The 25,112-nt window shown below is 66.7% G+C and carries 28 protein-coding genes; 17 read left to right on the forward strand and 11 right to left on the reverse strand.

Going from position 1 to position 25,112, the window contains the following annotated elements:
• The first annotated feature begins 72 nt into the window (after nucleotides 1-72).
• Together CRO01_RS09830 and CRO01_RS09835 are read left to right on the forward strand one after the other, a co-directional pair.
• Nucleotides 73-1,794, forward strand: coding sequence for a radical SAM protein (locus CRO01_RS09830; RefSeq protein ID WP_097008949.1), 1,722 nt, complete (start codon nucleotides 73-75; stop codon nucleotides 1,792-1,794).
• Between the two features lie 167 nt (nucleotides 1,795-1,961).
• Nucleotides 1,962-2,360, forward strand: coding sequence for a TRAM domain-containing protein (locus tag CRO01_RS09835; protein WP_097008950.1), 399 nt, complete (start codon nucleotides 1,962-1,964; stop codon nucleotides 2,358-2,360).
• Between the two features lie 48 nt (nucleotides 2,361-2,408).
• Here the strand turns inward: CRO01_RS09835 and CRO01_RS09840 are convergent, their stop codons facing one another.
• Entirely contained in the window at nucleotides 2,409-3,074 is a 666-nt protein-coding gene (locus tag CRO01_RS09840; RefSeq protein WP_097008951.1) for a YkgJ family cysteine cluster protein, read from the reverse strand.
• A 94-nt stretch (nucleotides 3,075-3,168) separates the two neighbouring features.
• Between CRO01_RS09840 and CRO01_RS09845 the strand changes: the two genes are divergently transcribed.
• A complete protein-coding gene (locus CRO01_RS09845) occupies nucleotides 3,169-3,858 on the forward strand; it encodes a YqjF family protein (protein WP_097008952.1) in 690 nt (229 codons plus the stop codon).
• Between the two features lie 30 nt (nucleotides 3,859-3,888).
• Here CRO01_RS09845 and CRO01_RS09850 read toward each other — a convergent pair whose 3' ends face one another.
• The gene (locus CRO01_RS09850) at nucleotides 3,889-4,707 is read right to left on the reverse strand and encodes an MBL fold metallo-hydrolase (RefSeq protein WP_097008953.1); all 819 of its coding nucleotides are present in this window, start codon (nucleotides 4,705-4,707) and stop codon (nucleotides 3,889-3,891) included.
• Nucleotides 4,708-4,755: 48 nt separating this feature from the next.
• Nucleotides 4,756-5,037, reverse strand: a complete 282-nt coding sequence (locus CRO01_RS09855) for a MarR family transcriptional regulator (protein WP_097008954.1) — start codon at nucleotides 5,035-5,037, stop codon at nucleotides 4,756-4,758.
• 426 nt (nucleotides 5,038-5,463) lie between these two features.
• Between CRO01_RS09855 and CRO01_RS09860 the strand changes: the two genes are divergently transcribed.
• Nucleotides 5,464-6,171, forward strand: coding sequence for a class I SAM-dependent methyltransferase (locus CRO01_RS09860; protein WP_097008955.1), 708 nt, complete (start codon nucleotides 5,464-5,466; stop codon nucleotides 6,169-6,171).
• Between the two features lie 52 nt (nucleotides 6,172-6,223).
• The gene (locus CRO01_RS09865) at nucleotides 6,224-7,129 is read left to right on the forward strand and encodes a glycosyltransferase family 2 protein (protein WP_097008956.1); all 906 of its coding nucleotides are present in this window, start codon (nucleotides 6,224-6,226) and stop codon (nucleotides 7,127-7,129) included.
• A 21-nt stretch (nucleotides 7,130-7,150) separates the two neighbouring features.
• Here the strand turns inward: CRO01_RS09865 and CRO01_RS09870 are convergent, their stop codons facing one another.
• A complete protein-coding gene (locus tag CRO01_RS09870) occupies nucleotides 7,151-7,969 on the reverse strand; it encodes an amidohydrolase family protein (protein WP_097008957.1) in 819 nt (272 codons plus the stop codon).
• Between the two features lie 211 nt (nucleotides 7,970-8,180).
• Here CRO01_RS09870 and thsA point away from each other — a divergent pair, with 211 nt between their 5' ends.
• Together thsA and CRO01_RS17030 are read left to right on the forward strand one after the other, a co-directional pair.
• A complete protein-coding gene (gene thsA / locus CRO01_RS09875; RefSeq protein ID WP_097009177.1) occupies nucleotides 8,181-9,740 on the forward strand; it encodes a thermosome subunit alpha in 1,560 nt (519 codons plus the stop codon).
• A gap of 101 nt (nucleotides 9,741-9,841) precedes the next feature.
• Nucleotides 9,842-9,976 carry a hypothetical protein gene (locus tag CRO01_RS17030; protein WP_259370015.1) on the forward strand — a complete coding sequence of 45 codons (135 nt, stop codon included), beginning with the start codon at nucleotides 9,842-9,844 and terminating at the stop codon, nucleotides 9,974-9,976.
• Here the strand turns inward: CRO01_RS17030 and CRO01_RS09880 are convergent.
• Nucleotides 9,971-10,438, reverse strand: coding sequence for a GNAT family N-acetyltransferase (locus CRO01_RS09880; RefSeq protein ID WP_097008958.1), 468 nt, complete (start codon nucleotides 10,436-10,438; stop codon nucleotides 9,971-9,973). The genes CRO01_RS17030 and CRO01_RS09880 overlap by 6 nt on opposite strands.
• Nucleotides 10,439-10,553: 115 nt before the next feature.
• Here CRO01_RS09880 and tenA point away from each other — a divergent pair, with 115 nt between their 5' ends.
• On the forward strand, nucleotides 10,554-11,216 hold the full coding sequence (gene tenA, locus CRO01_RS09885) for a thiaminase II (protein WP_097009178.1): 663 nt from the start codon (nucleotides 10,554-10,556) through the stop codon (nucleotides 11,214-11,216).
• Nucleotides 11,216-12,823, forward strand: coding sequence for a sodium:solute symporter family transporter (locus CRO01_RS09890; RefSeq protein ID WP_097008959.1), 1,608 nt, complete (start codon nucleotides 11,216-11,218; stop codon nucleotides 12,821-12,823). Before tenA ends, CRO01_RS09890 begins: the two co-directional genes overlap by 1 nt.
• A 132-nt stretch (nucleotides 12,824-12,955) precedes the next feature.
• On the opposite strand, the gene CRO01_RS09895 is transcribed toward CRO01_RS09890, so the two are convergent.
• Genes CRO01_RS09895 through CRO01_RS09910 form a run of 4 tightly spaced genes read right to left on the reverse strand, consistent with a single transcriptional unit; the run spans nucleotide 12,956 to nucleotide 14,973 of the window.
• Nucleotides 12,956-13,324: a PIN domain-containing protein gene (locus tag CRO01_RS09895; protein WP_097008960.1), complete on the reverse strand. Its 369-nt coding sequence runs from the start codon at nucleotides 13,322-13,324 to the stop codon at nucleotides 12,956-12,958.
• On the reverse strand, nucleotides 13,325-13,549 hold the full coding sequence (locus CRO01_RS09900; protein ID WP_097008961.1) for an AbrB/MazE/SpoVT family DNA-binding domain-containing protein: 225 nt from the start codon (nucleotides 13,547-13,549) through the stop codon (nucleotides 13,325-13,327). It abuts the gene before it with no gap.
• 56 nt (nucleotides 13,550-13,605) lie between these two features.
• Nucleotides 13,606-14,412 carry an SAM hydrolase/SAM-dependent halogenase family protein gene (locus CRO01_RS09905; RefSeq protein ID WP_097008962.1) on the reverse strand — a complete coding sequence of 269 codons (807 nt, stop codon included), beginning with the start codon at nucleotides 14,410-14,412 and terminating at the stop codon, nucleotides 13,606-13,608.
• Between the two features lie 36 nt (nucleotides 14,413-14,448).
• Nucleotides 14,449-14,973, reverse strand: coding sequence for a nicotinamide-nucleotide adenylyltransferase (locus CRO01_RS09910; RefSeq protein WP_097008963.1), 525 nt, complete (start codon nucleotides 14,971-14,973; stop codon nucleotides 14,449-14,451).
• A gap of 191 nt (nucleotides 14,974-15,164) precedes the next feature.
• Here CRO01_RS09910 and lonB point away from each other — a divergent pair, with 191 nt between their 5' ends.
• From lonB to CRO01_RS09925, 3 genes are all read left to right on the forward strand, one after another.
• Nucleotides 15,165-17,363, forward strand: a complete 2,199-nt coding sequence (lonB, locus tag CRO01_RS09915; RefSeq protein ID WP_097008964.1) for an ATP-dependent protease LonB — start codon at nucleotides 15,165-15,167, stop codon at nucleotides 17,361-17,363.
• A 34-nt stretch (nucleotides 17,364-17,397) separates the two neighbouring features.
• Nucleotides 17,398-18,336, forward strand: coding sequence for a CPBP family intramembrane glutamic endopeptidase (locus CRO01_RS09920; protein ID WP_097008965.1), 939 nt, complete (start codon nucleotides 17,398-17,400; stop codon nucleotides 18,334-18,336).
• Between the two features lie 82 nt (nucleotides 18,337-18,418).
• Complete coding sequence (locus CRO01_RS09925) at nucleotides 18,419-18,775, forward strand: hypothetical protein (protein WP_097008966.1); 357 nt, start codon at nucleotides 18,419-18,421, stop codon at nucleotides 18,773-18,775.
• Here the strand turns inward: CRO01_RS09925 and CRO01_RS09930 are convergent.
• Nucleotides 18,772-19,239, reverse strand: a complete 468-nt coding sequence (locus tag CRO01_RS09930) for an MGMT family protein (protein WP_097008967.1) — start codon at nucleotides 19,237-19,239, stop codon at nucleotides 18,772-18,774. The two genes, CRO01_RS09925 and CRO01_RS09930, sit on opposite strands and share 4 nt — an antisense overlap.
• A gap of 124 nt (nucleotides 19,240-19,363) precedes the next feature.
• Between CRO01_RS09930 and trpC the strand changes: the two genes are divergently transcribed.
• The 5 genes from trpC (at nucleotide 19,364) to CRO01_RS09955 (ending at nucleotide 24,020) form a co-directional block, all read left to right on the forward strand.
• On the forward strand, nucleotides 19,364-20,170 hold the full coding sequence (gene trpC / locus CRO01_RS09935) for an indole-3-glycerol phosphate synthase (protein ID WP_097008968.1): 807 nt from the start codon (nucleotides 19,364-19,366) through the stop codon (nucleotides 20,168-20,170).
• Between the two features lies 1 nt (nucleotide 20,171).
• Nucleotides 20,172-21,443, forward strand: a complete 1,272-nt coding sequence (trpB, locus tag CRO01_RS09940; RefSeq protein WP_097008969.1) for a tryptophan synthase subunit beta — start codon at nucleotides 20,172-20,174, stop codon at nucleotides 21,441-21,443.
• Complete coding sequence (trpA, locus tag CRO01_RS09945) at nucleotides 21,436-22,341, forward strand: tryptophan synthase subunit alpha (RefSeq protein WP_097008970.1); 906 nt, start codon at nucleotides 21,436-21,438, stop codon at nucleotides 22,339-22,341. The genes trpB and trpA overlap by 8 nt, the downstream gene beginning before the upstream one ends.
• 71 nt (nucleotides 22,342-22,412) lie before the next feature.
• Complete coding sequence (locus tag CRO01_RS09950; RefSeq protein WP_097008971.1) at nucleotides 22,413-23,219, forward strand: 2-amino-3,7-dideoxy-D-threo-hept-6-ulosonate synthase; 807 nt, start codon at nucleotides 22,413-22,415, stop codon at nucleotides 23,217-23,219.
• A 42-nt stretch (nucleotides 23,220-23,261) separates the two neighbouring features.
• Nucleotides 23,262-24,020: an HFX_2341 family transcriptional regulator domain-containing protein gene (locus CRO01_RS09955; protein WP_097008972.1), complete on the forward strand. Its 759-nt coding sequence runs from the start codon at nucleotides 23,262-23,264 to the stop codon at nucleotides 24,018-24,020.
• Nucleotides 24,021-24,377: 357 nt separating this feature from the next.
• Here CRO01_RS09955 and CRO01_RS09960 read toward each other — a convergent pair whose 3' ends face one another.
• Entirely contained in the window at nucleotides 24,378-24,980 is a 603-nt protein-coding gene (locus tag CRO01_RS09960) for a hypothetical protein (protein ID WP_097008973.1), read from the reverse strand.
• Between the last annotated feature and the right edge of the window lie 132 nt (nucleotides 24,981-25,112).

Raw genomic sequence — 25,112 nt, forward strand, 5'->3', positions numbered from 1 at the left:
TGGTCGACCTGCTGTCCGTCGGCGTCTCGCCGATCCGCATCAGTTTTCCCCGTCGAGAGGCTACCTGCGGGCATGACAGACCCCGCGAATCTCGACGTGACGCTGGTCGACGGCTACGTCGACGAGCCGGCCCACTTCGGGGTCCCGCCGTACATCTCGACGTACCCGCGCTTTACCGCCGGCGCGCTCGTCGACGCCGGCGTCCCGAAAGACCAGATCACCTACCACACGATCGACGAACTCCGGGACGACCGCTCGAAGTGGCGCGACGTGGCCGAGGCGGATCTGACCTGCTACATCGGCGGGATGACCGTCCCCGGCAAGTACGTCGGCGGCACACCCGCGGAACCCGACGAGGTCCGGGAGATCGCCTGGACGGCGAAAGGGACCTGTCTGATGGGCGGTCCCGTCAAGTTCGGCGTCGGCGACCAGAACGAGGGCGCCAGCGAAACCGAACGCGACGATCTCGACTACGACTTCGTGGCGAAAGGCGACATCGAGGCCGCCGCCTACGACCTCGTCGAGAGCGGACTGGAGGGCTTTGGCGACCGGATGCGCGATGTCGAGGAGGTCGACCGCTGGGCCGCCAAAGGAGCCTTCGTCGTCGAACAGCACCCCAATCATCCCGAGTACCTGATCGCCGAGATGGAGACTTCTCGGGGCTGTCCGTATCGCTGTTCGTTCTGTACGGAACCGCTGTACGGCAACCCCTCGTTCCGGCCGCCCGAGTCCGTCGTCGGCGAAGTCGACCGGCTCTCGGACCACGGCGTCAAGCACTACCGACTGGGCCGACAGGCCGACATTCTCGCCTACGGCGGCGACGGCGAAGCGCCCAATCCCGACGCGCTCAGGACACTCTACGGCGGCATCCGCGAGGTGGCCCCCGATCTGGAGACGTTGCACCTCGACAACATGAATCCGATCACGATCGTCGAGTGGCCAGAGAAAGCGCGGGAGGGCATCCGGATCATCGCCGAGCACAACACGCCCGGCGACACCGCGGCGTTCGGACTCGAATCGGCAGATCCCGAGGTGATGAGCGACAACAATCTCAACGTCACCGCCGACGAGTGTCTCGAAGCCGTGCGCGTGGTCAACGAAGAAGGCGGGTGGCGTCCCGGCGAAGAGCCCGGAAGCGGCCCCTCGACGGGTGCGGACGCCGCGAATCGCCTGCCGAAACTGCTGCCCGGAATCAACCTCGTCCACGGGCTCAAGGGCGAGCGCGAGGAGACGTTCGAGCACAACAAGAACTTCCTCCACCGCGTCTACGACGAGGGGTTGATGCTCCGCCGGGTGAACATCCGGCAGGTGATGGCCTTCGCGGGGACAGACATGTCCGACACCGGCGCCGAGATCGCCCGCGATCACAAGAAGATGTTCAAGCAGTACAAACGCGAAGTCCGCGAGGAGATCGACAACCCGATGCTCCAGCGCCTCGCGCCGCCGGGCACCCGACTGCCCGACGTGCATCTGGAGTATCATCAGGACGGCAAGACGTTCGGCCGCCAGTTGGGTACCTACCCGCTGCTCGTCGGCATTCCCGGCGAACTCGAACTCGGCCGAACGATCGATGTCGCGGTCGTCGACCACGGCTACCGGTCGGTCACGGGCGTTCCCCACCCGCTGGATCTCAACGACGCCTCGATGGACGAACTCACCGCGATCCCGGGCATCGGCAAACAGCGCGCCGGCGACATCGTCGTCAATCGCCCCTACGAATCGCCCGACGAGATCGAGGCCGATGTCGACCTGACGGCGTTTGCGACGGCGGGGCGGCCGGGCGATGCGGACTGATCGAAGCGTCGACCGGTGTTCGTTTGAATCGGATTTTTCCTGCTAGTGGCGTCCCGCCATGGTGGTGATCCATCGAATTATCCGCCGTCTACGGCGAAAACGGCCGTGCGAACTGTCGACAGTTCTATTATGGATGGCTCCAACGGTCGACACGGAGGCATCTGACCTTGGAGATATCTGATAAACTGCTGTGTCTGTTCAGCGCCGAGGTATCAGTCGACGACGACAACTACGTCGTCGAGATTCCCCGACGCGAGGTCGAGACGGGCGACATCGACCCCGGAGACACCTACCGAGTCGCGCTCATCTCTCGTGACGTCGAAGAGGCCGACGAGGAGCCGGCAACCGCCAGCGCCCCGTCTGAACCACAACCCCCGGTCGAGATCGGCGAGACGCGCTACGTCGAGATCGAGGACATCGGCAAGCAGGGCGACGGCATCGCCCGCGTCGAGCGGGGCTACGTGATCATCGTCCCCGGCGCCGAGGTCGGCGAGCGCGTCAAAGTCGAGGTCACCGAAGTGAAATCGAACTTCGCCGTCGGCGAAGTGATCGAAGAAACCTTCTGAATCGGTTCTCCGGCGGCATCACCGCCCGCCGTTACCCCGCGACAGCAGTCACTCGATGAGCGTGCCGTCGTCGGTTTTCGCCCCTTCGGAGTCGTGGACGACGACCCGATCGTCGGCGTCGACCGGCCGGTACTCGTCGCGCACGTCGATCGCCTCTTCGAGTTCCGTGATCGCCCGTTCTTTGAGCGTCGCCGCGAGTGCTTCGGCGTCACTGCGAGAAATATCTCGGCCCAGTCCCTCGCACTCGTGGGCTCGGACCATTCCCGACTCGTCGACGGCCTCGCCCATCGGCTGGCTCGTGCCCGCCAGCGCGACGCTGAAGGGGTAGGTTGCACAGATTAGCGGCCGGTCGCCGTGAATCGAGCAGGCGCCGACGCCGTCGTCGTCTTCCTCGTAAAACGTGCAGTCGCCACAGCCGTCAGTCTGGAGCGCCCACTCGAACGTCTGGCCGGTTCGGTCGCTGGTCTCCTCGTCGGCGTCGAGGCCATACGGCATCGGCCGCGCAACGTCGCGCCAGTCGTACTCCTCGTCGTGTTCCGACTGAATCTCCCGGACTTCGTCGGGGAACACCGTCGCCGTGTGTGGGTCGTCGTCCTCGGCCTTGCAGCAGGACCCACAGCGGGTACACTCGAAGCCGATCGACTCGATGGCGTCGGCCAGATCGGCCACGTCGAGATCTCGGGCGCGGTCGAGTTCGGCTTCGAGCGATTCCATGCGAGTACGGAGCGGGCCCGCGGGCAAAAGCGTCGCGCTGTCGTCCCGATTCCGTCGGCGAAACCAACTTTTGTCTACCCTCCTGAGGGGACGCATGGTCGTTCCCTTGGCGATGGGCTGGCGACACTTGCTGTTCGAGAACTGGCCGATCGACCCCGACGTGATGGACGCCCACCTACCGGATGCGCTGGCGCCGGACACGTACGATGGATCGGCGTGGCTCTCGGTCGTCCCGTTTACCAACGTCGCCGTCCGACCCAAAGGAGTCCCCGAGGCGTTCGGCATCCGGCTCCCGGAACTCAACCTCAGGACGTACGTCACGCGAGACGGCGTTCCCAGCGTCTACTTTTTCAGCCTCGATGCACAGGGGCTCACGAGCGTGCTCGGCGCGCGGGTCTTCCAACACCTACCGTACTACTATGCGCGGATCTCGCTGGAGTGTGCGGACGGCCGTGTGGCGTTTCGCAGCCGTCGGAAACACCCCGGAGCACGCCCTGTTCACTTCGAGGGGCGATACTGGCCGACCGGCGAACCGTTTTCGGCGCCCGAGGACCCGCTCGCGGAGTTCTTGGTCGAACGCTACCGATTTTACACGGAGGCCCAAGACGGCTCGATTCGCTACAGCGATGTCAGCCATCCGCCGTGGACGCTGTACCCGGCCGCCACCGAAATCGAGACGAACACGCTGCTGTCGGCACACGGGTTCGCTGAACCGGACACAGAACCGGTGTGCTACTACAGCCCGGGACTGGATGTGACCGCCTCCCGGAGCCAGCAGGAGTGACCCCGGGTGCGATCGGGGGGTTGCCCCCGGTCACTCCTCGATCGGCCGGGCGCGCTCGCCGTCCCAGTCGAGCGCGTCCTCGACTGCCAGCTTCTCCAGATGCGCGATCACGGCCCGCCGAGCAAGGTCACGGACGCCGGAGAGATCTTTGTCGTAGGCCGCCTCCACGACGGCGTCGGGCGTCGTCGCTCCGTCGCGGACGGCCGCCAGCACGCGGCGCTCGCGGTCGAGTCGGTGGTCGACGAGTCGGGAGAGGACGGCCGCCGGGTCGGTGATCGGCGGGCCGTGCCCAGGCAGCAGTGCTTCTGGTGCCCGCGCGTGCAGCCGCCGGAGCGCGGTGAGATACCCGCGCATGTCGCCGTCCGGCGAGCCGACGAACACGCTCCCCTCAGCGACGGCGAGGTCACCGACCAACATCTGATCGTCCTCGCTCGACGCCGCGGCGTCCGCGGCGTCCCGGACGGTCAGCGCGATGTGATCCGGCGCGTGGCCCGGCGTCGCCGTTACCGAGATGTCGAGGCCGCCAGTCGAAATTGTGTCTCCGTTGCGCAGGGTCGCGTCCGGCGTCACGCCGGTCGCCCGCTCGAACCGATCCTCGTAGCCCGCTCGCGCGTACACGTCAAGGTCGTATTCTGCGGCGTACTGTTCGAGAGCGCCGACGTGGTCGGGGTGGGCGTGGGTGACCAGCACCGCGTTGGGCGAGCGCTGATCGAGGCGGGCATCGAGGTCGGACGATCGTCCAGCGGGATCGACGAGCACTGCGTCGGACGTGCCGATCACGTACGCGTTCGTGGTGCCGGTCGGTACGGCGTCCGAAACGGGAAGAACGACGCGAGCGATCGGGTCCATGGCCGGTGAGTACCGGGTGGGAGAATAAAAAGACCAGCAGCAGAACGGTCAGTTATGTAGGAAGTACACCTGTTTGCGGGCGTCACGGAAGCTGTATCGGGAGCCGACGAGGCCGACCTCTTCGAGCCGGTTCAGGGCGTATCGAACTGTGCGGTCGGGCAGCAACGATTCCTCGGCGAGCTGGCCCTGCGAGAGGGGCGCATCGGTTTCGAGAACCTTGGCGATCAGCTTCGCGCTGGGCGGGAGTTCGCGCAGCCGATCGCGGTACTCGGTGTCCGAAAGCGGTTCCTCTACCCTGTCAGCGCGTTCCTCGCCGGTGGTCGTGCTCATACTGAGCGGTGGTCCGTCACCGATGGTAAAACTTGGCTATATGGGGATTGAAACAATTGAGAGAATATATAGTGTATATATAGCATACCTATTTTGTGGTGGTGCTTGCCGTCGCAGGGAGTCAGCACACGATCGACGAGCCCCAACCGGTCGGCGACCATGCTGTGTCCGCACATTTTGGACTCGTCGCGTGGCGTGTGGCGTCGCAGCGGCGGGTACAGAGTAGACGAACGTCCAGTTTCGGACGCCACACGATGCCGGACTCGCTGCCGGGACCTGCTCCGGCCGGTGACGGGAGTAGAACCACACGCAGATGGGCGCACCGCGATGGACGATTCCCGGCGAAGCGAACGCCACGATCGGTTCAACGTTTGACGAATCGTTTCCAGTATCGTTTTATCCCCGGGGCAGGTAGCAAATCTCAGCGTGAAGGGCCAGGAGTGGTATCAGGCGACCGATGTCGCCCAAGAGTACGACGACAAGCGGTTTTCCCGCGGCGGTCGACTGATCGACCGGCGCGAAAAGGAGGCCGTACTGGACGCGATCGGTCCCGTCGACGGGAAAGACGTCCTCGAAATCGCCTGTGGAACCGGTCGGTTCACCGCGATGCTCGCCGAGCGCGGCGCCGACGTTGTCGGGCTCGACATCTCCGCCGAGATGCTCGCTGAGGCCCGCCAGAAGGCCAAGGCCAGCGGCGTCGGTGACGCCGTCGAGTTCCTGCGCGGCGACGCCGGCCGACTCCCCTTCGAGGATGACGAGTTCGACGCCGTCATCGCGATGCGATTTTTCCACCTCGCGGACACGCCGGCAGCCTATCTGGATGAACTCCAGCGAGTGTCCCGCGATCAGGTGATGTTCGACACGTTCAAGCGCTATAGCACGCGAAGCATCTACAACTGGGCGCTTCCGATGGGATCGCGGCTGTACTCCCGGTCGGAGGTCGAGTCGCTGATCGACGGCGCCGGCCTCGAACTCGTCGAGGATTCCCACGATTTCGTCCTGCCGTACGGCTTCTACCGGAAGATCCCGGACAGCATCGCCAGCACCCTCCGATCGATCGACACGACGCTCGGCGTCGGACCGGGTGGCGACGCCATCGCGTCGGTCTCGTACTGGTCGGCGAGCGTCGAGTGACCGGCGCGGTCGGTCGGGACGCTTTTAACCTTTGCCGGAAATATCGGGGTGTATGGACCTCTCGGTAGTGGTCCCCACGTTGAACGCCCGGGAACAGCTGGCCGGGTGTCTCGACGCCCTGACGGAACACGCCCCCGACGACGAGGTGATCGTCGTCAACGGGCCCTCGTCGGACGGGACCACCGGGATGGTTCGAGAGCGCGGCGATGTCGACGTGCTCGTCGAACTGTCCGATCGGAACGTCAACGTCTCGCGCAACGCCGGGATCGAGGTCGCAACCGGCGACGCCGTGGCGTTCGTCCACGACGAGCTTGCGGTCGAGCCGTCGTGGCGCGAGGCCGTTGCCGAGTCGCTCGCCGGCGGCGCCAGCGTCGTTACGGGGCCGACCCATCGGACGCTCCGCGCGGGCATGACGACCGAGAACGAAACTTCGAACACCGTCGCCGGCCGCGAGGTCGCGTTTTTCAACGGTGGCAACGTCGCCTTCGCACGCCCCGCGATCGAGGCGCTGGACGGCTTCGACGAGTATCTCGAAACCGAGGGAGCACGCGACGCCTCACATCGACTCGCCGCACTGGACTACGACGTGTGCTGGAACGACGAGATGGGCGTTCGCGGCGAGTACGGTACCGACGGCGGGCGTCCTCAACAGGAGTTCGGCGCGAAGTACCGATCGCTTTCGTATCAGCTTGCAAAGAACTACGGACTCCGCCCGACAGTCGCTCGATCGACGGTTGCGTCCGCGATCCGAGACTCGCTGTCGGCCGCCCGCGAAGTGACCCGCGGCGACGTGACGCCGACAGCGTGGTTGGGAACGGGCCGGGAAGTCGTATCGAGCATCGCCAGCGGCGTCGCCGCGGGACTTCGTGCTCGCCGAGACGACGAGACGTGTCGCCGGAACCCCAACGGCGTCTCGACGCGTCACGATCGGGCCGTCCGACGATACGACTGGCGCTGAGTCGACGGTTGATGCGTCCCGCTAGCCGCCGTCGGGGCCGAGGGCATCGACGACGCGCTCGGAATTCTTGCTGAACACGCGCCGAAGCTTATCCTCCGACACGTCGAGCGTCAGCATCTCCATGACGGCGACGTTCGGGTGGGTCTCGGGGGCGCCGCTGCCAAAGAGCACGCGGTCGGGATGTTCGAGCAGCGCGCGCTCTAGAAGATCGCGGAATCGGACGTAGCTCGTGTCGAGATAACAGTCGTCGTGGGCCGCGAGCACGTCGATCGCGTCGGCCATCAGGTCGCGGTTCAGCGGGTAACCACCGAAGTGCGCGAGGATCACCGGGAACGAGTAGCTAAGTAGCGAATCGGCGACCGCGGCCGGCGGGAATCCCTCGCCGCCGTGGACCAGCACGGGAAGCCCGACGTCTTCGAGCTCCGCCAACACGTCCTCGTCCGGGAGCCCGTCGCGTGCCGGATCGAGCTTGAACCCGTGGAACCGATCGTCGTAGGCGTACTTCTCGATGTCTTCGGGCGCCGTGTGATGGTCCTTGCGTGACGCCGTGAGGTTACGCAGTTGCGAGGTCGCACCCTCACCCGGATCCCGTGGACCGTTGATCCGCGCGAACGCGATGAACGGTCGTTCGACGCTCATCCGGGCGACGGCGTTGTTCGCCCGCAGGTAGTCCGTCCCGGCGCGGTGGCCGGGGAACACGACCGATCGGACCACGCCGGCTTGGTGCATCTCGCGCTCTAAGGTGTCGGGCGTGATCGACCGACCGGTCGTCGCTCCTTCCTCGGCGTCCAGCCGGGCGTGCACGTCGACCACCCGGAACCGGTGCTCCAGTTCCAGCATCGGCCTACCGTTTCTGGTCGCGGTATTTTTCGTTACCGGTTCGGCCAGTGCCGCGGCGCTACAACCCGGTCGTCGACGACCCCCGATCGGCGCCTCGTCGCCGAAAGCCCGCGAGGGCGACGGGGACGCGTCGGCGTCACCAGCAACATTTATATTGAACCGCTAAGTACAGTTTACCGAACACATGGCAGACAACGCTTCACAGCGGCGCATGGGTGGACAGCCGCTCTTCATTCTGAGCGAGGACAGCCAGCGAACGTCGGGCAAGGACGCACAGCAGTCCAACATCACCGCCGGAAAGGCAATCAGCGAGGCCGTACGCACGACGCTCGGCCCCCGCGGGATGGACAAGATGCTCGTCTCCGACTCGGGCGACGTCGTGATCACCAACGACGGCGCGACGATCCTCCAAGAGATGGACATCGAGCATCCCGCCGCCGACATGATCGTCGAGGTCGCCGAGACACAGGAGGACGAAGTCGGCGACGGAACGACGACGGCGGCGATTCTCGCGGGCCAGCTGCTCGCCCAAGCCGAGGACCTCTTCGAGGACGACGTGCACGCGACGACGATCGTCGAGGGGTATCACGAGGCCGCCGAGCTCGCCCACGACGCCGTCGACGAGCTCGCACTGGAGGGCGAAGTCGACGAGGACCTGCTTCACTCGGTCGCCGAGTCCAGCATGACCGGCAAGGGCACCGGCGGCGTCACCGCCGAGTCGCTGGCCCGCTCGGTCGTCGACGCCGTCGAACACGTCCGTAGCGACGCCGGCGTCGACCGGGACAGCATCACGCTCCAGACGCAGGTCGGCGCAAGCTCCAGCGCGACCGAGCTCGTCGAGGGTATCCTCGTCGACGAGGAGCCGGTCCACGAGCAGATGCCCGGCGACGTCGAGGACGCCGACATCGCCCTGCTCGACGTCGAACTCGGCGTCCGCACCGGCGACGTCGACGCCGAGTACAGCGTCGACAGCGTCGACCAGCTCACCGCCGCGATGGACGCCGAAGAAGAAGAGCTCAAGGAGGCCGCTCAGTCCGTCGCCGACTCGGGCGCCGACGTGGTCTTCACGACCGACGACGTCGACGGTCGCGTCGCCTCCACGCTCGCCGACGAGGGCGTGCTCGTCTTCGAGAACCTTTCCGACGACGACATCCGTGGCATCGCCAGCGCGACGGGCGCCCGCCGCGTCGGCGCGCTCGATGATCTCGACGCCGAGGAGTTCGGCAGCGCCGACCGCGTCCGCACCGAGACCTACGGCGGCGACGAACTCGTGTTCATCGAGGGCGGCGCTGCAGCCGAGTCGGTCACGCTGTTCGTCCGCGGCGGCACCGAGCACGTCGTCGACGAACTCGAACGCGCCATCAAGGACGCGCTCGACGTCGTCACCGCGGCGGCCGACACCGACAGCGTCGTCCCCGGCGCCGGCGCCGCCGAAATCGCAATCGCAGACCGCGTCCGCGCCGAGTCCGCCGGCGTCTCCGGGCGCAAACAGCTCGCCGTCGAGGCCTTCGCCGACGCGCTCGACGCCATCCCGCGCACGCTCGCCGAGAACTCCGGGCTCGACCCCATCGACGCGCTGGTCGACCTGCGCTCCGAGCACGAAGCCGAGGGCCGGGCCGGCCTGATCGTCGACGGCCAGACCCGCGAGGTCGGTGACCCCGTCGAGCACGGCACCGTCGACCCCGCCGCCGTCAAGCACGAAGCCGTCGAGTCGGCCACCGAGGCCGCGACGCTGATCGCCCGGATCGACGACGTTATCGCTGCTGAGTAAACGGCCGCCCGTTTCAGCGAGACTGATTTCCACCTTTTTCGATCAGTTGGTCTGATTGGTTACGACGAACACTTTTCAGCTATCCGCCACAAGATCAAGTCATGACTGAACGGGATATCGACCGTAGCGATGCAATCGAAGTTCTTGAAGGCTATATCGACGAGGTGTCGCGGCGTCCCGACGCAGACGACCTCTCGCCGGTAGATCTAAAACGCGATTGGGCGTCGGACCTATAGCTGTGTGTCCATCTTGAGCCGCCGCACCTCGTACCCCCGCGACTCGTAGACCTTCCTTGCGGTCTCGTTGTCCGCGTTCACCGAGAGCGTCACGTACTCACAGTCTCGCTCGTCGGCCCACGTCTCGGCCCGGTCCAGCAACTCGCTGGCGAGTCCCTCACCTCGACGGTCCTGGTCGACGTACACTTCGTTGATCGTCGCTTCCGGACCGCGCGCGAACACCACCGGCGTTTCGGCGTACGCGACGTGGGCGTACCCGACGATTTCTCCTTCGGCGTCGGCGACGAACGTCGCCGCGTCGTCGTCCAGTAGCTGCGTCCGTCGGTAGGCGACGGCGTCGCGGTGGACGTCCTCGGCGAGTTCGTTGTACTCGTCGAGGTCGGCCATCTCTCTGGCGAAGGGCAACCACACGTCGTCGACGAACGTCGCGATCTCGTCCTCGCGGAGGCGTCGAAACTCCATACCGCACGCTGGGCCCGCTGGCTACTGTTCGTTTCGGCCTTCGACTCCACACAGCCCAAATATAACTCGGTAGTATTAGCAAATTATATCAGTCGTAGCGATCGTCTCTCGGATGATGCCATTCAGTGAGGAACTGCTGGCCGACGGTGAACAGATCTGGCAAGCGCAGTACGACCACCCGTTCGTTCGGGAACTCGCCGAGGGCACGCTCGATCCCGCGGCGTTCGAGACGTGGGTGCGACAGGACTACCGATACCTGCTGGATTACGCCAGAACGCACGCCATCGCGGGGACGAAGGCCCGCGAGGAGTCGACGATGGCCCACCTGCTCGGCGTCGCCGAGCGCATCCTCAACGAGGAGATGGATCTCCACCGGGAGTTCGCCGCCGAGTACGGCTTGGCGCCCGAAGACCTCGAAGCCACGGCGAAAGCCCCCACGTGTGTCGCCTACACGAACTTCCTCGTGCGAACCGCCCACGAGGGGAGCCTCGCCGAGATCGCGGCGGCAATCTACCCCTGCGCGCAGGGGTATCTCGACGTGGCTGAGCGCATGGCCGAAATTCAGGGCGACGCCGACCATCGGTACACGCCCTTCATCGAGAAGTACACTAGCGACGCGTTCCGCGACGCCGTCACTCAGACCCGCGAGCTCGTCGACCGCTGTGGCGAGCAGTTCCCCGGCGAGCGCGACGCCATGCGCGAGGCGTTCCTGACGAGCGCACGACTGGAGCACGACTTCTGGGAGATGGCCTACACCACCGAGGAGTGGGCGGTCTAATGGTGTCGAGCGCGCTCGCGCTCGGCGCCGCCGCGGCGACGCTCGCGGCGGTGACGGCGCTCGGACTCCTCTACTCGCGCGGCCGGGTCGACACCGTCGAGGACTACGTCTCGGCGCGCAACTCGATCGGCACCGGCGCGACGACGGCCACGCTGGTCGCCTCCTCGATGGGCGCGTGGATCCTGCTCAGCCCGGCGGAAGCCGGCGCCGCGTTCGGCGGCCTCCCAGCGGTGCTTGGCTACACGATCGGGAGCGCGATCCCCCTGCTCCTGTTCGTGCCGGTCGGCGTCCGAATCCGTCGGCTCATGCCCGAGGGCCACTCGCTGACCGAGTACGCGCTCGTTCGGTTCGGCCCGCGGATGTACGGCTACGTGCTGACCGTCTCGGTGCTGTACATGTTCGTGTTCCTCGCCGCCGAGATGACCGGCATCGCCGGCGCGATGGCGATGCTGGCCGGCGTCCCGCGCTGGCAGACCGCCGCGATGGTCGGCGGGTTCGTGCTCGTCTACACGGCCTACGGCGGCCTCGTCGCCACCGTCGTCACCGACGCCGTCCAGACGCTCGTGATCCTCCCGCTGCTGGCGGTCGGACTCGCCGGCGCGCTGTTCTCGCTCGGCGGCACCGGTGAGGTCCACGCTGAGATCGCCAGCGCGAACGCGTATTTGCTCGATCCGGGCTACGCGGCCGGCGTCGAGTTCGGTATCTACGTCGTGTTCGCGGTGCTGGGTGCCGGCATGCTCAATCAAGGCCGGTGGCAACGAATCTACGCCGCCGAGGACGACGCCACGCTCCGGCGCTCGCTCGTTGCGGCCGCTGTGATGAGCATTCCGATGGTACTGCTCTCGGGACTGTTCGGCGTCGCGGCGTCGGGACTCGGCTTCGTCGACGGCAACGCCAGCGTCGCCTTCTTCGCGCTCGTCGACGGCGCATTTCCCGAGTGGATCGCGCTGGTCGTCGTGGTGCTGGCCGTGCTGCTCGTCGCCAGTTCGGCGGACACGATGTTCAACGCCGTCGCCGGACTGGTCACGGCCGACCTCGCACGCTTGGTCGATGCGGACGCCCAAACGCTCTCGCGGGTCGGGCGTGCGCTGACCGTCGCCGTCGCTGCTGGTGCGATCGGCGTCGGCGCGCAGGGGTACAGCGTGCTCGCGCTGTTTCTGACCGCAGACTTGCTCGCCGCGGCGACGTTCGTCCCGTTCCTCGCCGGCCTGTACTCGACGCGACTCACAGAGGCCGGTGCGCTCACGAGTTCGGTCGTCGGCCTCGCCGTCGGCGTCGCCTTTTTCCCGACGCTCCGCGGCCCGCTCGCGGCCGTTCCCGGCCTCGAAGCGGCGCTTCCGGCGCCATCGTTCGCGTACGCGTTCGTCGGGGCGACCGCAGTTTCGGCGGTGCTGACGCTTGTCGCCATTCGGGTCGCTGACGCCGACTTCGATCACGGTGGACTGGCCCGCGAAATCAGGGAAATCGAGCAGCCGATGACCGACGGCGGAACGGACGCCGTCGGTGCAGACGCTACGGCCGGTACTGACGCCACGGACGCCGTCGGTACAGACGCCGCGACCGGTGCGGACGCCGCTGACGCCGCGGCGTCGGAGGCCGAGCGATGACGCCGCTGGGACCGACCGCGTTCGCACTGCTCGTCTGGGGCTCGATCGCGCTGGTGCTGGCGAGTTTCGCGTATCTGGCGTATCAACTCGGGCGGGACGTGCGAGCGTGACCTGATCGGGTACCGCTCGCTCTCACCGGAGATCCTCTAGTGCGATCCGATCGGTCAGATCGTCATACGTCTGGTCGCTCGATACGATCGGATCGTCTCCGGAGTGGACCAGATGGAGCGCGTCGAACGGCGTCATGCCGTCCTCGGAGACGTGTGTTGCAGCGACCAACAGTGGATCGCTGTCCCCGCGGATTTCGAGTAGCTGAGCGGCATTTGCTACGACGCGTTCGACGTTCCGGTCTTCACGGTAGGCGACCAGCATCAGTTCCATCAGCGCGTGTGGGGAGGTCCACAGCTCGTCGTGGTGTTCCCGATACACGGACTCGGCGGCGTCACCGAGCCAGTCGTCGTCCTTGATAAGCGCGAGTAAAAAATCGGTCTCGACGTACATCTAGCTCCCCGCGTCGTCGATTGCGTCCTGCCGCGCTCGGCCGCGTAACTCCGTCGCTGATTCGTCCACGTCGTCGAATTCGTCCCGAAGCGCTTCGAGCGGGTCGTCTGCCACCGGGAGCAGCACGATCCTGTCGCCCCTGTCGATCAGTTCGAATCGGTCACCGAACTTGTCCCGCAGTTTCTGTGGGAGGTACACTCGACCGTCCCCGGCCTCGACTTCCATACACTACGGTTAGCTCCGAATAGCAAAGAAAGTACCGTGAAATCAGAAACTCGCCACTACAGCTCGATTCGCACCGAATCGCTCGCTTTGACTCCGAAAGCGTCGTCGCCACGCCCGCGGTTGACATCGAGTTCGACGTTCCCGTGACTCCCGACGGTGGCGAGCCACTGTCCTTCGGGAACTTCGGCGAACGTCTCGACGGCGGGCACCGACTGCCCGTCGACGCGCACCTCGTCGAGGCCCTCCAGCACGTAGCCCGGGACGTTCGTGATGGCGTTGCCGAAGTCGTCGACGACCAGCACCTCGCCCCGGATCGTGTCACCCTCGATCTTCGGTTCGGGGAGTTCGAGGTCGACGAACTCGTCGGTCGGCGCCACGTCGCCGAGCCCGTCGACGGCGTTCGGGACGGTGCCGTCGTCGACCCATGAGTCGTGGACTGCGGCCGCGGCGGGCGCGAACACGTCCCGGCCGTGGAACGTGCTCGACTCGGCGTCCTCGTAACCGATGTCGTGGACGGCGAACGCGTCGGTGCCGTCGCCGGCCGCGGCTTCGGCGTCGGCCTGCGTCGCCAGTGCTCGCGCGGCCGGCAGCAGGACGCCGTTGTCGGGGCCCACGAGGACGTGCTCGCCGGCCTCGACGGCGACGGCAGCCCTGTCGGTACCGACGCCGGGGTCGACGACGACCAGATGTGTCGCTGGCGGGAAGTACGGTAGAATTTCACGAAGCCAGAACGCGGCGGCTCGCACGTCCTGTCGCGGGAACTCGTGGCTCACGTCGACGAGGCGGGCGTCGGTCCGCTGCAGAACGACACCCTTCATCGCGGCGGGGTACGGCGATCCGAAATCCGAGGAAAGCGTAATCATGTGTGCTGTGTGGTCGTGGGGTTGGGAATGGCCGGCTCAGACGCCGTTGCTGTCGGTTTCGCTGACGCGCTGGATGCGCTCGATGCCGTCGATCTCCTCGACGACCTCGGCGACGGCGTCGGGCACCAGCGACTCCCAGTTGCCGTCCTTGATCATGCGCTCGCGGACCTCCGATCCCTCCAGCACCTCCCGGTTGAACATCGGCGACTGGCGCACCTCGACGCCGGCTTCCTCGAACAGCTGGATGACCAGCGGGTTGTTCGAGTACGCCACGTCGAAGTCGGGGCTCATGCTCTGGACGTGGCTCACCCAGACGGAGTTGCGATCGAGGTCCTCGATCGGCACCGCGTAGGTCACGAGGTCGACATCAACCAGCGACTTGGTGAGCATCATGATGCGCTCGCCGGCGGTGAAGGGGTCGTGTCTGGAGTGGGAGGCGTCGGCGCTCCCGATCCCGAGGACGAGTTCGTCGACGTGGCCGTCATCGACGATCGCCTCGACCATGCTGCGATGGCCGTTGTGAAACGGCTGAAATCGTCCGATGTAGCACCCGCGGGTCATGGCCGAAAATTCGTCGGTCGGGCTATAAGCGTGGCGAGACGCCGCGCCGCCGGTCCGATTCGGTGGGTCCCGCGTCCGCCTCGGAACCGGTGTCGAGCCGCTGTACGGCGTTTCTGACGTGTGCCGGCGACGCATCGAGGGAGAAAGTATATCAGTGCGCCAGCCTTCGAATTAGGTAGCAGAACGATTCTATGAGTAACGACACGGATACCGACGACGACCCCCGCAGGGACGGGGGTGGCAACGCGCCCGCCGAGTCCCCGGCGTCCCAAGAGGAAGACGCCGAGGAGCGACCGGGCGAACCCACAGAGCCGACGGACGACGCGTCGGACGACGCGCCGTCGGGGACGGAACAGCAACCGGGAGACGGTGTGAACGAAAACGGTCGGGACGACGCAGATCCGGGGGGATCTGCCCCGACCGACGACCTCGACGACGAGTACGGCCTCGAAGACGACCTCGGGAGCGAGGTCGAGGCCGACATACGGGACGACTTCGACGAGGACGACCTGCTCGGGGGACTCGACATCGACTCCACTGCTGATCTGGAGATCCCCGACGAGCTGGTCGACCACGTCATCGGGCAGGACGACGCCCGCGACATCGTCAAAAAGGCGGCCAAACAGCGCCGTCACGTGATGATGATCGGGTCGCCCGGGACCGGCAAGTCGATGCTGGCCAAGGCGATGAGCCACCTCCTGCCGAAGGAGGATTTGCAGGACGTGCTGGTCTATCACAACCCCGACGACGGCAACGAGCCGAAGGTCCGGACCGTTCCGGCGGGGAAGGGCGACCAGATCATCGACGCCCACAAGGAGGAGGCCCGAAAGCGCAACCAGCTTCGGACCTTCCTGATGCTGATCATCGTTGCGATCATCCTCGGGTACACCCTCCTGACGCCCGCGTCGCTCCTGCTGGGCATCATCGCGGCGGTCGCAGTCTACATCCTGTTCCGCTACACCCAGCGCGGTAGCGACGCGATGATCCCCAACATGATCGTCAACGCCGCCGACCAGACGACGGCGCCGTTCGAGGACGCCACCGGCGCCCACGCCGGTGCGCTGCTGGGCGACGTTCGCCACGACCCCTTCCAGTCCGGCGGCATGGAGACGCCCAGCCACGACCGCGTCGAGCCGGGTGCGATCCACAAGGCCAACAAGGGCGTGCTCTTTGTCGACGAGATCAACACGCTCGACATCCGCAGCCAGCAGAAGCTGATGACGGCCATCCAGGAGGGCGAGTTCTCGATCACGGGCCAGTCCGAGCGCTCCTCGGGCGCGATGGTCCAGACCGAGCCCGTCCCCTGTGACTTCATCATGATCGCGGCCGGGAACCGCGACGCGTTGGAGAACATGCACCCCGCACTGCGCTCGCGTATCAAGGGCTACGGGTACGAGGTGTTCATGGACGACACCATCGAGGACACCCCCGAGATGCGGCGCAAGTACATCCGCTTTATCGCCCAAGAAGTCGAGAAAGACGGCCGTCTACCCCACTTCACGCCCGAAGCGGCCGAGGAGGTCGTGCTCGAAGCCAAGCGTCGGTCCGGCCGGAAGGGTCACCTGACGCTGCTGTTCCGGAACCTCGGCGGTCTGGTCCGCGTCGCGGGTGACATCGCCCGCGCCGAGGACAAGGAGTTCACCGAGCGCGAGGACGTGCTCAAGGCCAAGCAGCGCTCGCGCTCGATCGAGCAGCAACTCGCCGACACCTACATCGAGCGCCGCAAGGACTACGAGCTCACGGTCGCCGACGGCGACGTCGTCGGCCGCGTCAACGGGCTCGCCGTCATGGGCGAGGACTCGGGCATCATGCTCCCGGTCATGGCGGAGGTCGCACCCGCACAGGGCGGCGGCCAAGTGATCGCCACCGGGAAGCTCCAAGAGATGGCCGAGGAATCGGTCCAGAACGTCTCGGCGATCATCAAGAAGTTCTCCGACGTGGATCTCTCGGAGAAGGACGTTCACATCCAGTTCGTCCAAGCCGGCCAGCAGGGCGTCGACGGCGACTCGGCGTCGATCACGGTCGCCACCGCGGTCATCTCGGCGCTGGAGGACATCCCGATCCGACAGGATCTGGCGATGACCGGCTCGCTGTCGGTGCGGGGCGACGTGCTGCCCGTCGGCGGCGTCACCCACAAGATCGAAGCCGCCGCCAAGTCCGGCATCGAGACGATCATCATCCCCAAGGCCAACGAGCAAGACGTCATGATCGAGGACGAGTACGAGGAGATGGTCGAGATCATCCCCGTCAGCAACATCAGCGAAGTGCTCGATGTCGCGCTGGCCGGTGAGACCGAGAAGGACAGTCTCGTCGACCGCCTCAAGAGCATCACCGGGAACGCGCTCGATCCGCAGGTCGGACCCGGCGGCTCGAACCCCAGCCCGCAGTAACACCCTTTTCTATTCGCCGTTTCGTAGGTAACACGTGACTCAGTGGGCCGCGTTTGCGCTGGTCGCCACGGTCGTACTGGTCGTCGTGCTCGCGCTCGCGCGGGCGACGCAGTCGGCGTCGGAGCAGGCGCCGTCCAGTGCAGCGCGCGACGGCTCGCAGGCTCGGCAGGACATCGAATCGCGAGGCGTTTCGAGCCCTCGTTCGCAAGCTTACGAGGACGCCGCGGAACACAGTTCCGCGAGTCCTGACTCGCACACTCGTCAGGACGCCGGAAGCCCCACCGCGGCTTCCGAGTCCTCGCTCGGTGGCGCTCGCGAGAACGCCGGAGAGCAAACCTCTCCGAGCCCTCGTTCGCAAGCTCACGAGGACGCCAACATCCGGACGCTCTCGACTGCCGCCCTGCTCGCCAACGTCGTCGTTACCCACGGCCTGCTGGCCGCAATCGTGCTGGTCGCCGCGTGGGCGGCAGACATCCCCGCGACCGCGCTCGGAATCGACGCCGCCGCGAACGTCGGCTGGACGCCGCTGGCCGTCGGCCTCGGACTCGGAGGTGCGCTGTACGCGGGCAACGAACTACTGGCGGCGGGATTCGACCGCGCCGGGATCGAGTACGACGAGACGCTACGGGGCGCACTCGGCCCCGACTCGATCGTAGGATGGATCGTCCTACTCGGGATCGCGCTGCCGATCATCGCCGTCTTCGAGGAACTGCTGTTTCGGGCCGCGTTGATCGGCGCGCTCTCGGCCGGATTCGGCGTCTCGCCGTGGGTACTGGCGGTGATCTCCTCGCTGGCCTTCGGGCTCGGCCACGGTATTCAGGGGCCGACCGGCGTGGCCGTGACGGGGCTGCTCGGGTTCGTGCTGGCGGCAGCGTTCGTAATGACGGGGAGCCTGCTGACCGTCGTCGTCGCGCACTACCTCATCAACGCGCTGGAGTTTCTCGTCCACGAACGGCTCGGCGTCGAGTGGTAGTGGGCTGCCGAGGACCCCGCCCGTCGTGCGTCGACGCCTCGTCGGCAATCCTCAAGGCCGAGGGCGCCCAAGACACTGCAAGATGGAAACGCTCGAACTCCCGGACGGTGAGGTCGTCACGACCGAAGACGTGTTCCTCTACGAGGAGTACCCCTACCGATTCCGGCCGCTGGAGCACGAGACCTACGAGTTCAAACTGGTCCCGCTGTACTGGGGCGGCGGCGACATGGATGTCCCGTTTCCGGGCCGCGAGGAACTCGTCGAGCAGTGGGGCGAGGAGTCCCGCGGCACGCTGACCGAAGAGGAGTGGGAGCAATGGCTCCAGTCGGCGCGAAACGACGAGCGCTTCGGGGCCGAAGAACTCGACGCGCTGGCCCGCGAGCTACCGACTGGCGAGTCGGGTCTGGTCGAGTCGATCCGGGACGCGCTGGGCCTTTAGAGCCCCTCGATCGACCGCAGGCGCTGTTCGACCGGCGGCGGCGCGGCGCTGGGGCCGTCGCTGATCCGGTGGTCGGGGATGAGCAGCGGCGCCGGATTCTCCGCCAATGCGGTGCGAACGAGCGCGATATCTGCTTCTTCGTCGTCGTTCAGGTTCGGCGTCATGCGTGCGACGGCGGCGACCGTGATCGATTCGCCGTAGGGAACGTCTCGCACCGTTTCGAGCACCTTGCGCTGGTCGGTCGGCACCGTCAGGGCGACCTGCACGTCGGCGAAGTCGGCTTCCTCGACGCCAGTCAGGTAGTCCTCGATTCGGTCCAAAAGCGGGTGATCGGGCGTCGCGTCGGCGTCCGGGGCGTCGGGGAACGTCACTCGCAACACCTTGCCGCTGGCGACGCCGAGTTGGACCGCTCGGTCAAGGTAGTCGGCGTCACGGGCGTAGATACCAGCGTCGTCTGGGTTCATGCGATAGCGTCGGGTCGACACCGACTTGAACGTTGGTACGTCGGCGCTGTCGCGGCTTCGACACCGATCCGAGCGTGTCCGGTGCGCAAGTCTTATGTGCATTTCCGTCCGTTAATGTACGATAATGGACGCTGATGAAGACGTAGCACCAGCAGTTCGGTCGATCCTCGACGCCGCCGACGCTCGGGACGCGCCCGAGAGTGGTCGCGTCGCGGTCGATCCGCGATCGCTGGACGCCGCGTTCGCGGCAGCCGAGGCCGACGGTCGTGCGCCGGTGATCGCCGAGGTGAAGCCGACAAGTCCCACCACGGACGGCACCCGGACGGAGGATCCGGTCGAACTCGCCCGCGCGATGGTCGACGGCGGCGCCGCGGCGCTGTCGGTGCTCACCGAACCAGAGCACTTCGGCGGCAGCCCGGAGTACCTCCAGTCGGTGCGCGACGCCGTCGACGTGCCGGTGCTGCGCAAGGACTTCCTACTGGAGGAGTCTCAACTCGACGCCGTCGAGGCCGATGTCGTCCTGCTGATCGCGCGATTCGTCGGCGACGATTTGGCCGACCTGCTGGCGGCGGCCCGCGATCGCGGCTTTCAGGTGCTCGTCGAAGTCCACACGCGAGAGGAGTTAGAGCGCGCGATCGACGCGGGCGCCGAGTTCGTCGGCGTGAACAACCGCGACCTCGCCAAACTGGAGGTCGACCTCTCGACGTTCGAGACGGTCGCCGAGCACGCACCCGACGACGTGACGCTGATCGCAGAGAGCGGCGTCTCGACGCCAGACGACGCCCGGCGAATGCGTCGGGCGGGCGCTGACGCCCTGCTGGTCGGGAGTGCGATCATGGACTACGAGGACGCGGACGATCCGACCGCGGCGGTACAGGCGAACACCGAACGACTGACGGCGGCCGAGTCCCAGACTCACGACAACGACTAACATGAGCACGACGAAGTTCGGAGACTACGGCGGACAGTACGTACCGGAAGTGTTGATGCCGGCGATCGAGGAACTCACCGACGCCTACGAGCGCTACGTCCTCGACAACGAGGACGGCTTCATGGACGAGTTCCGCGAGCGCCTGGCCGACTTCGGCGGCCGGCCCACACCCTTGCAGCGGGCCGACCAACTGAGCGAGCGCTACGACGCCGACATCTACCTCAAGCGTGAAGATCTGCTCCACGGCGGCGCTCACAAACTCAACAACGCGCTCGGGCAGGTGCTGCTGGCGAAGTACATGGGGAAAGACCGAATCGTCGCCGAGACCGGCGCCGGCCAGCACGGCACGGCGACGGCGATGGCCGCGGCGCATCTGGACATGCCCTGCGAGATCTACATGGGCAAGCGCGACATCAATCGTCAGCGCCCCAACGTGTTCCGAATGCGCCTGAACGACGCCGAAGTCGTTCCGGTGACGGTCGGACGAGGTACGCTCAAGGAGGCGATCAACGAGACGATGCGCGAGTGGGCGACCAGCGTCGAGGACACCCACTACGTGATCGGCTCGATCGTCGGTCCCCACCCGTTCCCGCGAATGGTCCGAGACTTCCAGTCGGTCATCAGCGAGGAGGCCCGCGAGCAGGTTCAGGAACAGGCCGGTCGCCTGCCCGACAGCGTCGTCGCCTGCGCCGGCGGCGGCTCGAACACGATGGGGACGTTCCACGAGTTCGTCCCGGACGCGGAAGACGGAGAGACGACGCTCTACGCCGTCGAGGCCGGCGGCGAGGGCCTGTTCGTCGACGAGGACGAGGGCGTCGCCCCGCATTCGGCGTCGCTGTCGTCGGGCGAGGAGGGCGTGCTCCACGGCGCCCGCACCAAGCTCCTGCAGGACGCCGACGGCCAGATCGTCGAGTCCCACAGCGTCTCCTCGGGGCTGGACTACGCCGGCGTCGGGCCGGAGCTGTCCTATCTCGTCGACGAGGGCCACGTCACGCCGGTCAGCGTCGACGACGACGCCGCACTGGAGGGGTTCCACCGGCTCTCGCAGACCGAGGGGATCATCCCCGCGCTGGAGTCGGCCCACGCCGTCGCGTTCCTCGAACAGCAACTCGGTCCCGACGGCATCCCGGAGGAAGCGGCCGAACACGATCTGGGCGACGTGATCGTCGTGAACGTCTCCGGTCGGGGCGACAAGGACCTCGAATCGGCCATCGAGGAGACCGAGAAGCGCGACATCGATGCCGCGCCTGACATGGGGGTCTTCCATGAGTGACGACGCCGCTGCGGCGACCGGCGACGCCGCCGCTGCTGGCGAGATCGAAGCCGCATTCGCGGGCGACGAGCCCTCGCTGGTCCCCTACGTCACGGCGGGCGATCCAGAGCCCGAAGCGACCGCCGAGTACGTCGAGGCGCTCGCGGCCGGCGGCGCCGACGTGATCGAACTCGGGATGCCCTTCTCCGAGCCGATCGCGGACGGGCCGACGATCCAGAACGCAATCCAGCGCGCGCTCGCGGCGGGCACGACGCCCGAACGCTACTTCGAACTGGTCGAATCGCTCGACGTGGACGTGCCGCTCGTCTGTATGACCTACTACAACCTGCTGTACCAGTACGGCGACGCCCGGGAGGGCAGCGACTACGAACGCCTGCGCCCGTTCGTCCGGCGCGCCGCCGAGGCGGGTATCTCCGGGCTGATCATCCCCGACCTGCCGGTCGACGAGTCCGATCCGCTCCGGGAGGCCTGCGACGAGTTCGGCGTCGATCTGATATTCGTCGTCGCGCCGACGACCACCGACGAGCGCTTAGAGGCGATGCGCGAGCGCGTCTCGGGGTTCGTCTACGTGCAGGCCCGACTCGGAACGACGGGGGCACAAGCCGATGTCAGCGACGCCACCCACGAGAGCCTCGCACGACTCGCAGAGTGGTCGGTCCCCAAAGCGGTCGGCTTCGGCGTCAGCGAGCGCGAGCACGCCGCAGAGATCGTCGCGGCGGGCGCCGACGGCGTCGTCGCCGGCAGCGTGTTCGTCGACATCGTCGCTGAGGGCGACGGTGACGAGGGGACCGTCGCGGAGCGGCTCGAAGCCAAAGCCGCCGAGCTGAAAGCCGGTGCGATCGATGGCGCCGAAGCGCGGCCCGACGAAGTCGGCGAACCGGTCGACCGCACGACGTGACGACGAGCCAGACGTACCACCGTACGAATCGGAAAGCTTCATAACCGCAGATTGCCAGAGACTCACATACCATGACTATCGGAACGGACGCGCGACTCGAGCGCATCGGGACAGACGGGAAATTCGTCGTCGTCCCGATGGACCACGGGATCACACTCGGCGCAGTACAGGGACTCAAAGACATCGAATCGACGATCGACGCGGTGACCAGCGGCGGCGTCGACGCCGTGCTCACCCAGAAGGGGATCGCCTCCCGCGTTCACGGGAACAAGAACGGAAAAGGCTTCATCGTCCATCTCAACGCTTCTACCTCGATCGGGCCGGACTCGAACGACAAGCGCCGCACCGGAACGGTGGAGGAGGCCGTCCGCGCCGGCGCCGACGCCGTCTCCTACCACATCAACGTCGGCAGCAAGTACGAGCGCGACCAGTTAGCTGATCTGGCCAAAGTTACTGACGAGGCCGACCGCCTCGGCATCCCGGTGCTGGCGATGGCCTACGCCCGCGGAGTACACCTCGAAGGCGAGGACCCAGAGCACGACGCCGAGAATCTGGGCCACGCGGTCCGACTCGCCGAGGAGGTCGGCGCAGACATCGTCAAGACCGCCTACAGCGGCGACGCCGAGAGCTTCGCGCACGTCACGTCCTCGACCAGCCTGCCGGTCGTCATCGCCGGCGGCGCGCGGGGCACCGACCGCGAGACGATCGAGATGGTCCGCGGGGCGATGGACGCCGGCGCCGACGGCATCTCGATGGGTCGATCGATCTTCCAGCACGAGGACCCCCGCGCGATTTCGGAAGCCGTGACCGGCGTCGTCCACGAGGATCTCAGTTCCGAGGAAGCTCTCGAACGGGCCGGACTGGCCGTCGAAGCGTAAGCGAACGTAACTGTTTTGCGCGGCGAGCGCGCGCTCCCTGCCATGGACGCCGTCGATCGGGTACACGTCGTGCCGTTCGGGAGCGAGTTCGACCGGATCGTCGAGCCGGTCGTGCGCTACCGCGCCGACGTGGTCTACCTGCTCGAACACGACGACCCACACGGGACGACGCCGACGTACCACGACGAGGTCGTCGCCGCCATCGAAGACGAGGGCATCGAAGTGCGTCGCCGCGACTGCAATCTCGTCGACGTGTACGACGTGCTCGGCGTCGTCACGACCGTGGCGGCCGAGCACCGCGGCGATTCGGTGCGCGTGAACGTCTCGGGCGCGGGCACGATCGCCGCCATCGGCGCGACGATCGCCTGCATGGACGTGTCGACCGACGCGACCGCCTACTACGTCGAGCCGGAGAGCTACGCCCACGACGCCGAAGCAGAGCCGATCAGCGAGGGATTCTCCGATCTGGCGACGCTACCGACCTACCCCGTTGACTCGCCCTCGCGCGATCAAGTTGCGATCATGTCCTACGTCGCCGAGCGCGAGGGCGGCACCGCCCGCCCGAAAAAGCGCGACCTGATCGACCACGCCGAAGCGGAGGCGCTTTCCTTTATCGCCGATCGCGATCCCGCCAACGACAAGGCGAAGTTCCGGCTGCTCGACACGCACGTCGTCGCGCCGCTGGTCGAGGACGGGTATCTGGAGATCAAGAAAGTCGGTCGGCGGCATCTCGTCGCGTTGACCGACCGCGGCCACGACGCGCTCCGGGCGTTTCGGCACAAACTGGCGCATCCCGAGTAGACCGTCGAGTAACAACACCCGACAGCCCGGCGAAAAGCAGGATCTGTGGAGCGGCGGCAAGCGACGGGAGGGTGGGGAGTGGAGGTGGCGTCAGCGGGGCGGTGGGAGGGGGCAGCGTCAGCGGGGCGGTGGGAGGGGGCAGCGTCAGCGGGGCGGTGGGAGGGAGATGGCGTCAACGGGGACGATGGGGGAAGGGGGCAGCATCAGCGGGGTGTGGGGAGGGACCACGTCAGCGAGGGACTGGCCGACGAGCGTCGGCGTCAGGACGCCGCGGCGGGGGCGGCGGCCCGGCGGTCAGCCGCGGCGAAATCCCGGTCGGCGTCACTCGCATGGTGCCACCACCGAGCGCGGCCGCACTCATTGTGGTCCGCCAAGTTCGGCCTCGACGACGGCGTCGTACAGCCGGAAGCCGAGCCGGGCACAGCGTAGGTCCGACCGCAGTCGGTGGTAGTACGCCTTTAGCTCCTCGACGCTCTCGCCGGGCGGCAGCGGCTCGACGTGCGCCGGCACCTCGACATCGTCCGGGTCAGTGGTGCCGTCGCCACACAGCACCGTGGTGATCCGCGGGGGGCCGGCGCGCTCGCGGGCGGTCGCCACCAACACCTGCCGGCAGCGCTCGACGCGCTCGGCGAGTTGCCGGATCTCGTCGGGGGCGGCCGGATTGGTGAGCTCCGACAGCAGCGCGTTTTCGGCGCGGGCCGTCGTCGGCACGTCGAGGTCGGCCTCCGAACAGATGTCGGGAAGCGGCGTCGCCTCGCAGCCGGTCCGGTCCTGCGCGATCCGCCGGGCGGCCGCGGCCGTCGGTGCCCGTCCGAACTGGCACAGCGCAGGGCCGCCGAACTCCGTGACGAGTACCCGCGCGACGAGTGCGACCCTGTCGTCGTCGCACTCGACATCGACGCCGAGGAGGGGGCTGTCTGATCGGGGGGCATCACGATCGTCGTCGAGGCTTGTCGCCATACTCGAAGGGGCGCGCTACCGGATCTTATCTACTTTGTCGATAGTATCGCTACTATCATACTAATCAGTACGATCGATACGATCGGTACTGTTGTCTCGCCACCGTTCGCGCAAGCTTCCGACGTTCCGCCA

It is taken from the genome of Natronoarchaeum philippinense, assembly GCF_900215575.1.
In the GTDB taxonomy this organism is placed as follows: Archaea; Halobacteriota; Halobacteria; order Halobacteriales; family Natronoarchaeaceae; genus Natronoarchaeum; species Natronoarchaeum philippinense.

What these genes read in the sequence shown, in the direction of transcription:
- CRO01_RS09830 (WP_097008949.1), top strand. Translation starts at nt 73, where the DNA reads ATGACAGACCCCGCGAATCTCGACGTGACGCTGGTCGACGGCTACGTC.
- CRO01_RS09840 (WP_097008951.1), bottom strand. Translation starts at nt 3,074, where the DNA reads ATGGAATCGCTCGAAGCCGAACTCGACCGCGCCCGAGATCTCGACGTG.
- CRO01_RS09845 (WP_097008952.1), top strand. Translation starts at nt 3,169, where the DNA reads ATGGTCGTTCCCTTGGCGATGGGCTGGCGACACTTGCTGTTCGAGAAC.
- CRO01_RS09850 (WP_097008953.1), bottom strand. Translation starts at nt 4,707, where the DNA reads ATGGACCCGATCGCTCGCGTCGTTCTTCCCGTTTCGGACGCCGTACCG.
- CRO01_RS09855 (WP_097008954.1), bottom strand. Translation starts at nt 5,037, where the DNA reads ATGAGCACGACCACCGGCGAGGAACGCGCTGACAGGGTAGAGGAACCG.
- CRO01_RS09865 (WP_097008956.1), top strand. Translation starts at nt 6,224, where the DNA reads ATGGACCTCTCGGTAGTGGTCCCCACGTTGAACGCCCGGGAACAGCTG.
- CRO01_RS09870 (WP_097008957.1), bottom strand. Translation starts at nt 7,969, where the DNA reads ATGCTGGAACTGGAGCACCGGTTCCGGGTGGTCGACGTGCACGCCCGG.
- thsA (WP_097009177.1), top strand. Translation starts at nt 8,181, where the DNA reads ATGGGTGGACAGCCGCTCTTCATTCTGAGCGAGGACAGCCAGCGAACG.
- CRO01_RS17030 (WP_259370015.1), top strand. Translation starts at nt 9,842, where the DNA reads ATGACTGAACGGGATATCGACCGTAGCGATGCAATCGAAGTTCTTGAA.
- CRO01_RS09880 (WP_097008958.1), bottom strand. Translation starts at nt 10,438, where the DNA reads ATGGAGTTTCGACGCCTCCGCGAGGACGAGATCGCGACGTTCGTCGAC.
- tenA (WP_097009178.1), top strand. Translation starts at nt 10,554, where the DNA reads ATGCCATTCAGTGAGGAACTGCTGGCCGACGGTGAACAGATCTGGCAA.
- CRO01_RS09890 (WP_097008959.1), top strand. Translation starts at nt 11,216, where the DNA reads ATGGTGTCGAGCGCGCTCGCGCTCGGCGCCGCCGCGGCGACGCTCGCG.
- CRO01_RS09895 (WP_097008960.1), bottom strand. Translation starts at nt 13,324, where the DNA reads ATGTACGTCGAGACCGATTTTTTACTCGCGCTTATCAAGGACGACGAC.
- CRO01_RS09900 (WP_097008961.1), bottom strand. Translation starts at nt 13,549, where the DNA reads ATGGAAGTCGAGGCCGGGGACGGTCGAGTGTACCTCCCACAGAAACTG.
- CRO01_RS09905 (WP_097008962.1), bottom strand. Translation starts at nt 14,412, where the DNA reads ATGATTACGCTTTCCTCGGATTTCGGATCGCCGTACCCCGCCGCGATG.
- CRO01_RS09910 (WP_097008963.1), bottom strand. Translation starts at nt 14,973, where the DNA reads ATGACCCGCGGGTGCTACATCGGACGATTTCAGCCGTTTCACAACGGC.
- lonB (WP_097008964.1), top strand. Translation starts at nt 15,165, where the DNA reads ATGAGTAACGACACGGATACCGACGACGACCCCCGCAGGGACGGGGGT.
- CRO01_RS09925 (WP_097008966.1), top strand. Translation starts at nt 18,419, where the DNA reads ATGGAAACGCTCGAACTCCCGGACGGTGAGGTCGTCACGACCGAAGAC.
- CRO01_RS09930 (WP_097008967.1), bottom strand. Translation starts at nt 19,239, where the DNA reads ATGAACCCAGACGACGCTGGTATCTACGCCCGTGACGCCGACTACCTT.
- trpC (WP_097008968.1), top strand. Translation starts at nt 19,364, where the DNA reads ATGGACGCTGATGAAGACGTAGCACCAGCAGTTCGGTCGATCCTCGAC.
- trpB (WP_097008969.1), top strand. Translation starts at nt 20,172, where the DNA reads ATGAGCACGACGAAGTTCGGAGACTACGGCGGACAGTACGTACCGGAA.
- trpA (WP_097008970.1), top strand. Translation starts at nt 21,436, where the DNA reads ATGAGTGACGACGCCGCTGCGGCGACCGGCGACGCCGCCGCTGCTGGC.
- CRO01_RS09950 (WP_097008971.1), top strand. Translation starts at nt 22,413, where the DNA reads ATGACTATCGGAACGGACGCGCGACTCGAGCGCATCGGGACAGACGGG.
- CRO01_RS09955 (WP_097008972.1), top strand. Translation starts at nt 23,262, where the DNA reads ATGGACGCCGTCGATCGGGTACACGTCGTGCCGTTCGGGAGCGAGTTC.
- CRO01_RS09960 (WP_097008973.1), bottom strand. Translation starts at nt 24,980, where the DNA reads ATGGCGACAAGCCTCGACGACGATCGTGATGCCCCCCGATCAGACAGC.